6 protein-coding genes and 1 pseudogene are annotated in these 11,758 nt (G+C 68.9%); 6 read left to right on the forward strand and 1 reads right to left on the reverse strand.

Translation table 11 applies throughout. The features are described 5' to 3' along the window. Positions 1 to 248 precede the first annotated feature (248 nt). The 5 genes from SACSA_RS0120320 to SACSA_RS26450 all read left to right on the forward strand — a co-directional run bounded on the left by SACSA_RS0120320 (position 249) and on the right by SACSA_RS26450 (position 9,993). A complete protein-coding gene (locus SACSA_RS0120320; protein WP_028662088.1) occupies positions 249 to 2,801 on the forward strand; it encodes an alpha-L-arabinofuranosidase C-terminal domain-containing protein in 2,553 nt (850 codons plus the stop codon). An 81-nt stretch (positions 2,802 to 2,882) separates the two neighbouring features. Beyond that, positions 2,883 to 4,388, forward strand: coding sequence for a family 43 glycosylhydrolase (locus tag SACSA_RS0120325; protein WP_019819671.1), 1,506 nt, complete (start codon positions 2,883 to 2,885; stop codon positions 4,386 to 4,388). Between the two features lie 43 nt (positions 4,389 to 4,431). Beyond that, positions 4,432 to 6,501, forward strand: coding sequence for an alpha-L-rhamnosidase-related protein (locus tag SACSA_RS23975; protein ID WP_157597048.1), 2,070 nt, complete (start codon positions 4,432 to 4,434; stop codon positions 6,499 to 6,501). Positions 6,502 to 6,818: 317 nt separating this feature from the next. After that, positions 6,819 to 8,051: a BNR-4 repeat-containing protein gene (locus tag SACSA_RS0120335; protein ID WP_232213032.1), complete on the forward strand. Its 1,233-nt coding sequence runs from the start codon at positions 6,819 to 6,821 to the stop codon at positions 8,049 to 8,051. A 202-nt stretch (positions 8,052 to 8,253) separates the two neighbouring features. Next, complete coding sequence (locus SACSA_RS26450) at positions 8,254 to 9,993, forward strand: LamG-like jellyroll fold domain-containing protein (protein ID WP_019819677.1); 1,740 nt, start codon at positions 8,254 to 8,256, stop codon at positions 9,991 to 9,993. A 101-nt stretch (positions 9,994 to 10,094) separates the two neighbouring features. Here SACSA_RS26450 and SACSA_RS0120345 read toward each other — a convergent pair whose 3' ends face one another. Next, positions 10,095 to 11,159 (reverse strand): LacI family DNA-binding transcriptional regulator, encoded by a 1,065-nt coding sequence (locus SACSA_RS0120345; RefSeq protein WP_019819679.1) that lies wholly within the window; start codon positions 11,157 to 11,159, stop codon positions 10,095 to 10,097. A gap of 237 nt (positions 11,160 to 11,396) precedes the next feature. Here SACSA_RS0120345 and SACSA_RS27000 point away from each other — a divergent pair. After that, positions 11,397 to 11,758 (forward strand): annotated as a pseudogene (locus SACSA_RS27000) (hypothetical protein); the annotation flags it as partial.

Consider the following 11,758-nt stretch of genomic DNA (forward strand, 5'->3'; position numbering starts at 1 on the left):
TTCCGCCTGGCCCCGCGGGTGCGGCGGTCGCGGCCACCGGCCCGGCCGGGAGCTGAACCCGGCACGGACACCTCGCCCGGTATCCGGGACCTGCCGACGCGCGGCCGGGGGAGCGGCCCCGGCACGGCACCGAGCACGACACGGCAGCACGACTGGCGCATCACGACCCCCCACACGACACCGTGGCACGACACGGCCTGACGACACCGTGGCATGACACGGCCTGACGACACCGACGAGGAGAATCCATGTCCCGAACACGGCCGAGACTCGGCCTGATGGCGGGCGTGGCCACGCTCGCGGGAACGCTGCTCGCCGTTCCCCCCGTGGCTTCCACCGCCGCTGACCGGACCGTCGTCCCGACGACGGACTACACCCTCGACATCGATGCCGGTGACCGGGGACCGGCGATCGCCGAGGACATGTACGGCATCTTCTACGAGGACATCAACCGCGCCGCCGACGGCGGCCTGTACGCCGAGCTGGTTCAGAACCGCTCGTTCGAGTACGACCGCGTTGACAACGCCTCGTACACGCCGATGACGGCCTGGACCCCGACGGCGGTGCGGGGCGGGTCCGGCACGGCCGAAGTCGTCGACGACGAGGGCAGGCTGCACGAGCGCAATCGCCACTACCTGCGGCTGGACCTGGACAGCCCGGACGGCGGCGCCTACGGCGTGGGCAACAGCGGTTACAACACCGGTATCGCCGTCGACCGGGGCGAGCGCTACGACTTCTCCGTGTGGGCCCGCACCGACGCCGGGAGCACCCCGCTCACGGTGGAGCTCGCCGACGCGGACGGATCGGTCGTGGCCCGGCCGCTCACCGTGGCGGTGCGCTCCGCGGAGTGGACCGAGTACACCGGCACGCTGGTGGCCACGCGGCGCAGCACGACGGCGGAACTGTTCGTGACGGCGGGCGGCACCGGAACGCTCGCGCTGGACATGGTGTCGCTGTTCCCCCGTGACACGTTCAAGAACCGGCCGAACGGCATGCGGGCCGACCTCGCGGAGAAGATCGCGGCCCTCGAACCCGGCTTCCTGCGCTTCCCCGGCGGGTGCCTGGTCAACACCGGCAGCCACGAGTCCTATGAGGCGCCGGACTGGGAGCGCGCGCGCTCCTACCAGTGGAAGGACACGATCGGCCCGGTCGAGCAGCGCGCCACCAACGCCAACTTCTGGGGCTACAACCAATCCTACGGACTCGGTTACTACGAGTACTTCCAGTTCGCCGAGGACCTGGGTGCGATGCCGGTGCCGGTCGTGCCGGCCCTGGTCACCGGCTGCGGGCAGAACCAGGCCACCGACGACCCTGAGCTGCTGCGGCGGCACATCCAGGACACGCTCGATTTGATCGAGTTCGCCAACGGGCCCGCGTCCTCGGAGTGGGGCGGCGTGCGGGCCGAGATGGGCCACCCGGAGCCGTTCGGCATGACTCACCTCGCGGTGGGCAACGAGGAGAACCTGCCCGACGCGTTCTTCGAGCGGTTCGTGGAGTTCCGCGCCGCGATCGAGGCCGAGTACCCGGAGATCACCGTGATCAGCAACTCGGGTCCGGACGACGCGGGCCCGGTGTTCGACCGGGCGTGGGAGCTCAACCGGCGCCACGACGTGGACATGGTGGACGAGCACTACTACAACAGCCCGCGATGGTTCCTCGAGAACAACGAGCGCTACGACTCCTACGACCGGTCCGGCCCGAAGGTCTTCCTCGGCGAGTACGCCTCGCAGGGCAACCGGTGGCGTAACGCCCTGGCCGAGTCGGCCTACCTGACCGGCCTCGAACGCAACGCCGACCTGGTGCGGATGGCCTCCTACGCACCGCTGCTGGCCAACGAGGACTACGTGCAGTGGGAACCGGACATGATCTGGTTCAACAACCACGAGTCCTGGGGCACGGCGAATTACGAGGCGCAGAAGCTGTTCATGACCAACGTGGGTGACCACGTGGTGCCGAGCGAAGCCTCGGGCACCCCGTCGGTGTCGGGACCGATCACCGGGGCGATCGGACTGTCCACCTGGAACACCAGCGCCGCCTACGACGACGTGACCGTGACCGATCCCGAGGGACGGGTCCTGTTCTCCGACGACTTCTCCGGCGATGCCGGACGCTGGAACGACGTGAGCGGGCGGGGCTCCTGGTCGGTGACCGACGGCGCCTACGTCCAGTCGGACGCCACCGCCGAGAACACCCTCGTCACGGCCGGGGACGCGAGCTGGACCGACTACGACCTCAACGTCACCGCCACCAAGCGTTCCGGGCAGGAGGGCTTCCTCGTCGCCTTCGGAGTCGAGGACACCGGCAATTACTACTGGTGGAACCTCGGTGGATGGGGCAACACCGTGTCGGCGGTCGAGGAGACCGACGACGGGGCCAAACAGACCTTGATCTCCGACGACACCACCATCGAGACCGGGCGGACCTACGATCTCCGCGTCGAGGTTCGCGGACGCACGGTCACGCTGTTCGTGGACGGCCGGGAGTGGGGCAGCTTCACCGACGACAAGGTCGCCGAACCGTTCCGGCAGGTGGTCACCCGGGACGAGGGGACCGGCGAGCTGATCGTGAAGGTGGTCAATGCCCAGGACGCGCGGGCGCGTACCCGTGTCGACCTCGGCGATGAGGTCCGCGTGCGGCCCTCGGCGCGCGTGACGACCCTCCAGGGCGCCCCGGAGGCGGAGAACACGGCGGACGAGCGGCCGATCCGGCCCGCCGAGTCACGCCTGCGACTGCCAGGTGGCGAGTTCACCCACACGTTCCCGCCGAATTCGGTGACCTTCCTGCGGATCGGCACCCGGTGAAGGCGTGGCCGGTGACCGGGCAGCGCACACCCGGTCACCGGCCCCGCGCTGCCTCTTCCCTTTCGAGACAAGGAGACCAGCATGTCGAAACTCGATCGCCGTTCGCTGCTCAGAACGGGTGGCGGCCTGCTCGCCGCGGGCTCGGTGGGCGCGGTGCTGCCTGCCTCCGTGGCATCGGCCGGCGAGGTGGACCGCCCGGCCGGGCGCGGCTCCGGCGGGCCGGTGCGGAACGCCGACGATGGCGCACTCACCACGCGGAACCCGTTGGTCGAGCGGCGGGCCGACCCGTGGATCACCCGACCGGTGGACGGGATGTACTACCTGACCGGGTCGGTACCGGAGTACGACCGCATCGTCGTGCGCGGCGCGCCGACGCTCGACGGCCTGGCCGAGACACGGGAGCGCACCATCTGGCGGCGGCCGTCGTCGGGCCGGATGGGCGGCTACATCTGGGCGCCGGAGCTGCACCGCATCGACGGCCGCTGGTACGTCTACTTCGCGGCGGGTGACGCGGACGATCCCTTCCGCATCCGGATGTACGTGCTGGAGTCGGCCGCGGCCGACCCGCGGGCCGACGCGTGGCGACTGCGGGGGCGGCTCACCACGGCCTGGGACACCTTCGCGCTGGACGCCACGACGTTCGAGCACCGGGGCAGGCGGTATCTGGTGTGGGCCCAGCACGAGCCGGGGATCGACACCAACAGCAATCTCTACATCGCCGAGATGGACTCACCGGTGGCGATCACGGGGGACCCGGTGCGGATCGCGGTGCCGACGCTGCCCTGGGAGGTGCGGGGATTCCGCGTCAACGAGGGTGCCGCCGTGCTCGTGCGCCACGGGCGGGTGTTCATGACCTTTTCCGCCAGCGCGACCGACCACCGCTACTGCATGGGCCTGCTCACCGCCGACGCGGACGCGGACCTGCTGGACCCGGCGTCGTGGACCAAGTCACCGGAGCCGGTGTTCGTCACCGACGAGCGCACCGGACGGTACGGTCCCGGGCACAACTCGTTCACTGTGGCCGAGGACGGTGAGACCGACGTGCTCGTCTACCACGCCCGGTCCTACCGCGACATCGACGGCGATCCGTTGTTCGATCCGAACCGGCACACCCGGGTGCAGCGGTTGTACTGGAACGAGGACGGCACCCCGGCTTTCGGTGTCCCGGTGGGCGAGGGCGGGCGGATCGTGCGGCTGTCGCCGTCCGATGCGCGCGGGGCCTTCGTGCGGCACAGCGACGGAGTGCTGCGGGTCACCGCCGGGGTCTCGCCGCTGGCCGCGAGCCAGTTCCGGGTCGTGCCCGGTTTCCTCGGCGCGGGTACCGTCGCGCTGGAATCGGTGAACCGTCCGGAGCGGTACGCGCGGGTGGACGGGGACGTCGTGCGGCTGGAACCGTTCGCTGACACCGACGCGTACGGCCGAGCGGCGAGTTTCGTGCGCACCCGGGGACTTCACGGTCACGACGGCATGTCGCTGCGGGCCACGGACGACCCGGACCGCTACCTCATGCACGTGGACGGCGGGCTGACCGTCTCCCGGCCCCGCGACGGGCACGACCGCGCACGCGCCACCTTCCTGCTCGACTGACCGGAAAGCGCACGGCCGCCTTCCCGGAACAAAGGAGTTCTTCGTGGTCACGACAAGGACGGCAACGACGACGACGCGACGAAGACTGACCGTGGGCCTGGTCTGCCTGAGTGTTCCGGTCCTCGGCCTCTCGGCGACGGGCGGGCCGGTCCTGGCCGCCGATCCGACGTCGACGGCGACGAGCCGGGGTCCCTGGGAGAACTACATCCTGGCTCCCGAATCGAGGCAGGTGCGGGCCGAGAGCGTGTACCGCACTCATGGTCCGGTGCGAAACGCCGCGGGCGCGTACGGACCGGACGCGCTCGTGCTGGAGTCCGGATCGCGGGTAACCCTCGACTTCGGAGTCAACGTCGGTGGAATCCTCAGTCTCGACTTCGGTGAGGTCAACGGAACCGCCCGGGTCGGGCTCGCGTTCTCCGAGACGTCGACCTACGTGGGTCGTGAGTCGGAAGCGTCCACCGGAGGACCGCGCGGGCGCGACGGCACGGTGTGGGTCGATGCCGAGGACGGCGGAACCTGGACCGCTCCGCCCCGACTGTTGCGCGGCGCCTTCCGGTACCTCACCCTCGTCCTCGACGACGACGCCACCGTGGCGGTGGACGACGTCGTGCTGCACTACACCGCCTCACCACGCATGGAGGACCCGCGCGACTACCCGAACTACTTCTATTCGTCCTCGGACCTACTCAACAGACTGTGGTACGCCGGTGCCTACACGACCCAGCTGACCACGATCGACCCGAGCGCGGGGCGTGCGTGGCCCGCGCCGGGCGAACTGTGGGACAACAGTGCCGTGACCGGAGTCGGGGAGTCGATCCTGGTCGACGGTGCCAAGCGCGATCGTACGGTGTGGCCGGGCGACCTCGGCATCTCGCAGGGAACCGCGTTCGTCTCCACCGGAGACACGGCTTCGGCCCGTAACTCGATCATGACCGCGTATGCCGCCCAGAAGGAGACGGGCGAGCTTCCGTACGCCGGGCCGCAGATCGGCTTCTACCGGTCGGACACCTACCACATGTGGACACTGATCGCGACCGCGGAACAGTGGGAGAACACAGCCGATCTCACGTGGCTGCGGGCCGTGTGGGCGGACTACCTCGCGGGGCTCGGCTACATCCGCGCCAAGGCGGACGACCGTGACCTGCTGTTCATCGACGAAACCAACGACACCACGCATGAGTCCCGCATCCCCGACGGCGAGGAGTCGATGGCGAACGTGCTGTACTGGCGCGTGCTGACCACCGGTGCCGAGCTCGCCGAGAGGATGCGGCGGCCGAGCCTGGCCGCGGAACTGCGCCACGAGGCCGAACGGGTGCGCACGGCGATCGGCCGGTACCTGTGGGACGGGGAAGCCGGCGCCCTCACGTGGTACCCGGACCGCGGAGACATCCACCCGCAGAGCGCGAACTCGTTGGCTGTCTGGTGGGGGCTGCTGGACGGCGACCGCGCGGATCGGGCGCTGGCTCGGCTGCGCTCGACCAACTGGGTGGAACGCGGCGCGCGGACACCCGAGCGGGACAACGACCTGCAGCTCTTGTTCGGCTCGTTCGAACTGCAAGCGCAGCTGTCCGGAGACCGGGAAGCCCAGATCGCGGCGGTCGATCTCATGAAGCGGCAGTGGGGTTGGATGCTGACCAGTCCCGAGGGCCCGCAGAGTACGTTCTGGGAGTCGCTGCGGGAATCCGGAAAGGTCGTCAGTTCGTACCAGTCGTACGCACACGGCTGGTCAACCGGCCCGACAAGGGCCTTGACGGAACAACTCGTGGGTATCCAGCCCGCCGACGGAGGGTCCTGCTGGGTCGTCGACCCGCACACCGCGGACGTAGGCAGCGCTGAAGGCCGTGTGGTCACGGCCGCGGGGCCGGTGGAGGCCTCGTGGCGCCGTGACGAGCGCGTGTTCCGACTGGAAACGTCCACGCCCGCGGGCTCGACCGGGGAGATCGGCGTGCCGGTCGGCGGACGGGAGGTCCTTGTCCGGATGGACGGCCGTCCGGTCTGGAACAGCCGCGCGGATCGGGGATTCGACCGGCCGGTACGCCACGATGACGGACGGCTCTACATCGAGTCGGTGAACGGTGGAGACCATGTCGTGACGGTCACCGTGCTGGAGTAGGACGCCCGGGAACGTCTCGCGGGGCCACGACTCGTCGTGGCCCCGCGACGGGCGGCGAAAGGCGATCCGAGGCCGTTCCGGCAGGGGCGGCGATTCACGACAGGTGTCGTTCGAGTCCGGCGCCGCGAATTTCCGGAAACGGCCACAGTGCTACCGCATCCGTCCCATTGACACCGGTTCACGGGTCGCTAGCATGATTCGGGAAGGCGCTTTCGGAATTCATGGTCGGGCGACGGGAAGGCTTTCGTGATGCCGGATTTCACCAGACGTAGGGCCCTCGTTTCGCCGGTGCGCTCGGAGCCACCCCGTTGCTGGGAGTGCAAGGCGCGGCCTCGGCGACCTCTCTTCCCGTGGCCAGCAGTGGTGCCTGGTGCTGGTTCGGCGGCCCGAGGGCGCTTTATCATGAGGAGCGTCACCGGCGCACCTACATCGGTTACCTCACCGCGAAAGGTGAGGTCGTGATCGCGCAGTACGACCACGACAACGGGCGATTGACCAGGTCGGTCGTGATGGAGCATTTCCAGGTCGACGATCACAACAATCCCGCTATCTGCGTTCGTCCGGATGGTCGTGTCGTCGTCTTCTGGACCGGGCACGCCACCAATATCCCGCTCTTCTATCGCCGCTCCGTCCTGCCGGAGGACATCGACGGAGGATGGGAGCCCATCCGGGTCATCACGACCAACTCCGAGGGACCGTACGGATGGACGTATACGAATCTGGCACAGCTCAGTGCCGAGCCCGGTAAGCTCTACCTCTTCTGGCGGGGTGGAGATTTCAATCCGAACTTCACCACCACGACCGGGGGCGACCAGTGGACGGGCGCCCAGCCGTTGGTCCTCGTGCCGGGTCAGCGACCGTATCTCAAAATGCACTCCGACGGCCGGGACACCATCCATTTCGCGTTCACCCAGGCGCACCCGCGAGACGTGCACACCAGTATCTTCTACATGCGCTATCGGGACGGGAACCTGTACCGCGCCGACGGCGGCCTGATCGGCCCGCTCGGTCGCCCCGTGAGCCCCGAGGAGGCCGACAAGGTCTATGACGCGGACGTGGACGGCAATCCCAAGTCTTGGGTCTGGGAGATCACGGCCGACGAACACGGCAGGCCCGTCATCGTTTACGCGACCTTCCCCAGCGACGATGACCACCATTATCGCTACGCGCGATGGACCGGACGCCGGTGGGAGGATCACTGGATCACCGACGCGGGCGGCACCATTAGTGGCGACCCCGCCGAGCCCAACTACTCCGGTGGAGTATCGCTCGACCACGAGAACCCGTCCGTGGTGTTGCTCTCCCGGCAACGACCCGGGCAGCGGCACGAGGTGGAGCGCTGGACGACACGCAACGGCGGACGTACCTGGTCCGCGGAGGCGATCACCAGCGGTTCCAGTGAGCTCAACGTCCGCCCCTTCAAGCCGGTGGGGCTGCGTGGCAACGGCGCTATGAGTGTGCTGTGGATGGCCGGCGAGTACCCGAGCTACACCGATTTCCGGACTCGGATCATGGCGCTCGGCGAGGACGGGACGCCGTTCGCACTGTGACGGCGGCACCACCTTCGCGACCTTCCGGAAAAGAAAGCCGATCTAACGGGAGAATGTGTTCCCCGTGATCGAGTGGCGGGGACGATGCGCCTCCGTGGGGCGATCGGTGCGTGCGCGGATGGGTGACGCACGAGGTCGCCGACCATCACAAGAATCGTCGTTTCGATGGGAGAGCAGGGTGAACCGTCCCCAGAGGTATTTCATGAACAGGCGACACTTCGTGCGGGCTTCCGCGTTGGGCGTCGCGGCCGCGGCGATGGCCGGTCCCACGCAGGCGACCGCCGCGCCGTCGTCGGCCGGGAAGAAGAGCGGTGCGGTGCCCGATTCGGTGATGCGCGAGGTCTACGACACGGTGAAGACACCGTACAAGTACGGGATCGTGCTACTGCCCGAACAGGACGTCTGGAACGACACCCCGAGCGTGTTCCGTTGGCAGAACACGTGGTACATGCTGTACAGCGTCTTCGACGCCCGTGCCGACCGCGGGTACCAGACGCGCATCGCGTCCAGCCCGGACCTGCTGCGCTGGACACCGCTCGGGACCACGCTGCCCTTCCGTTCCGGCGCCTGGGACGCCTCCCAGGCAGCGGGTTCCGTCTCGTTGCAGAACACCAAGTGGGGTGGACCTCAGACACTGCGGCGGCACGCGGGCAGATACTGGCTTTCCTACATCGGTGGTGACGACTCCGGTTACGAGGCCGGCGACCTCGGAATCGGTACGGCGTACACGGACGACCCGTCCTTTCCCGGTCGGTGGGAACGCTTCGACGCCCCCGCGTTGAGTCCCGGCGACCCCGAGGCCCGGTGGTGGGAGACGCGCAAGCTGTATCGCAGCAACATCATTCACGACCCGTCGAAACGGCTGGGCGCTCCCTACGTCATGTACTACAACGCCACCGGTGACGCGACGGAGCGCATCGGCATGGCGATCTCCCGTGACATGGTCCACTGGTCGCGTTATCGGTTCGACCCCGTGATCGACAATGGTTCCGGGATCTCCGGCGACCCCCAGGTGGTCCGGATGGGCGATCTCTGGGTCATGTTTTACTTCGGTGCCTTCTGGAAGCCCGGTGCCTTCGACACCTTCGCATGCTCCTACGACCTCGTCAATTGGACGAAGTGGACCGGTCCGCATCTGGTGTCCTCGTCCGAACCCTACGACTCGGTGTACGCGCACAAACCGTGGGTGATCAATCACAACGGTGTCGTCTATCATTTCTACAACGCGGTCACGCCGCGCGGTCGCAGGATCGCCCTGGCGACGTCGGTCGATCTGGGCACCTCGCCGTTGAATCCGCCGCCTCACTGGGTTCCGGGGCGGCGGGGGAACGCCGTGGCCGTGAGCGGACCTCCCTTCACCACGTACGTGTCGTTGCCCGAAGGGATCGTCAAGGACGTGACCGACTTCACGATCGCCTCGTGGGTGAACCTGTCGAAGCAGGAGAGTTGGACGCGCATCTTCGACTTCGGTTCCGGGGGCGATTCCTACATGTTCCTGACTCCGGTCGCCGGCAGTTCCGGGCTGCGGTTCACCATCAAGTCCGCTGGAGGCGGTACGCACCAAGTCGCCTCCGCCGATCGGTTGCCCACGGGGTGGCAGCACGTGGCGATCACGTTACGCGGGACGACCGGCACCCTGTATGTGAACGGCGAGGAAGTGGGGACCAACGCGAGCATGGCTCTCACGCCGTCGAGTCTGGGTACGACGGCGAACAATTGGATCGGGCGGTCGCAGTACGATGACGATCCCCACCTCGATGCCGCGGTCGATGACTTCCACATCTATGGCCGTGGTTTGACCGCGGAGGAGGTGCGGGCCCTCGCGGGCGGTCAGCGTGGCGCCGGCGACGTGGCGGCGTACCGGTTCGACGAGACAGAGGGCGCCGCCGCCGCCGATTCCTCCGGTCTCGGACGACACGCCACGGTCGTCACCGATTGGTGACGTTGTTCTCGACGAGCGTCGTGTCGCGGTCGTCGTGTCGCCGCCCGGCGTTCGGCACCACGACGACCTGAGGCGCACCGGGCCTCGGCCGGGCGGTCGCGTTACGCGGTGCGGGCCCGGCCGACGGTGCTCTGCCGGATGACCAGGTCGGGTGGGACGACGGCGGTGGTCTCCGCCGCGTCGGCCGCAGCACCGGTGGAGGCGGCCGGGGACGCACCGTCGGCGATCCGCGTGAGTAACAGGTCGATGCTGCGCCTGCCGACGGCGTCGAAGTCCTGCCGGATGGTGGTCAGCGGCGGCGTGAAGTAGGCCGATTCGGGGATGTCGTCGAAACCGCCCACGAGCACGTCGCCGGGGACGTCGACCTCGCGTTCGTGGAAGGCGCGCAGCACACCGAGGGCCATCTGGTCGTTGGCGACGAACACCGCGCGCACGTCGGGCCGTTCGGCGAGCAGTTGCCCGTTGGCGTAGCCGGAGGCGGGACTCCAGTCCCCGCGCAGCAGTCCGGGTTCCGCGGCGCCGGCAGCGCGCAGCTCCTCCCGCCAGCCCTCGACGCGGCTCTGCGCCTCCAGCCAGTCGGCGGGCCCGGCCACGTGCCACACCGTCGGCGCCCCACGGTTGAGCAAGTGCCGGACCATCATGCGCGCGCCCTCGGCCTGGTCGACGCACACCACCGGCCTGCCGCCGCCGTCGCCGCCCTCCACGACCACCAGCGGGAGGTCGGACGGGGCGGTGGCGAGCGCTTCGACGGTGGCCCGCTGCGGTGCGATGATCACCACGCCCTCGACCGACTGGCGGGTGAGGCGTTCGAGCGCGTCGGTGACGTCCTCGCCGTCCTGCGCCTTCACGCTGGCGACGCTGACGAAGTACCCGGCGCGGCGGGCCGCCTGCTCGATGCCGTAGAGGGTGCTGGCGGGGCCGTAGAGCGTGGTGTCGAGGCTGAGCACGCCGATCACCTTGGAACGCTTCGTCACCAGGGTGCGCGCGGCGGAGTTGGGCCGGTAGTCGAGTTCCTCGATCGCGGCCTGTACCCGCGTCCGGGTTCCCGGGGACACCGACGGGTGGTGGTTGAGTACCCGGGACACCGTCTGGTGCGACACCCCCGCCAGCCGGGCGACGTCGGCCATCACGGCGGGACGTCCCGTCGTGGACCCCTTCCGGACCATTCCTACCTCCGCGACTCGCGTGCCGAGTACGACCGTACCGCCGCAGCGCGCGGGCGACCGGATCGGCCGCCCGGTTCAGGGTATACCCACCCGACTCGGTGAACGGTCACATCGCATCGGCCGCGAAACGTCCGGATTCACCCTCGTTGCTTGCGAAACCGCTTGACCCAGGCGTTGTGAACGCTAACATTGAGCGCGCACGCACCCCGCCGAGCACGGTGAAGGAGAGCCTTTCCGATGACCGACCTGCCCCTGCCGGGCCAGACCCAGCTCCGCGCGCTCGGTCTCGACGTGACACAGCCCCGGCCGCCGACTTCGCGATCGGCCTTTCCGGACGGTGGCTGCTGGCGTGTCGAGATCCCGTCGGTGGAGGGGCCCGGGGCGCTGGAAGCCGTGCTGGACGAGGCGGCGCGGCGGGAGGTTCCGGTGCACCGCGTGAGCCAGGGCAGCGGTGTGATGATGCTCGACGACGCCGAGGTCACCGACATGCTGGCGCTGGGCGCGGAGCGGGGCGCGGAGGTGTGCCTGTTCCTCGGTCCGCGCGGCACGTGGGACGTCGGCGCGGCCACGCGCACCCCGTCCGGTGGGGCGGGGCCGCG

Source organism: Saccharomonospora saliphila YIM 90502, assembly GCF_000383795.1.
Lineage (GTDB): Bacteria > Actinomycetota > Actinomycetes > Mycobacteriales > Pseudonocardiaceae > Saccharomonospora > Saccharomonospora saliphila.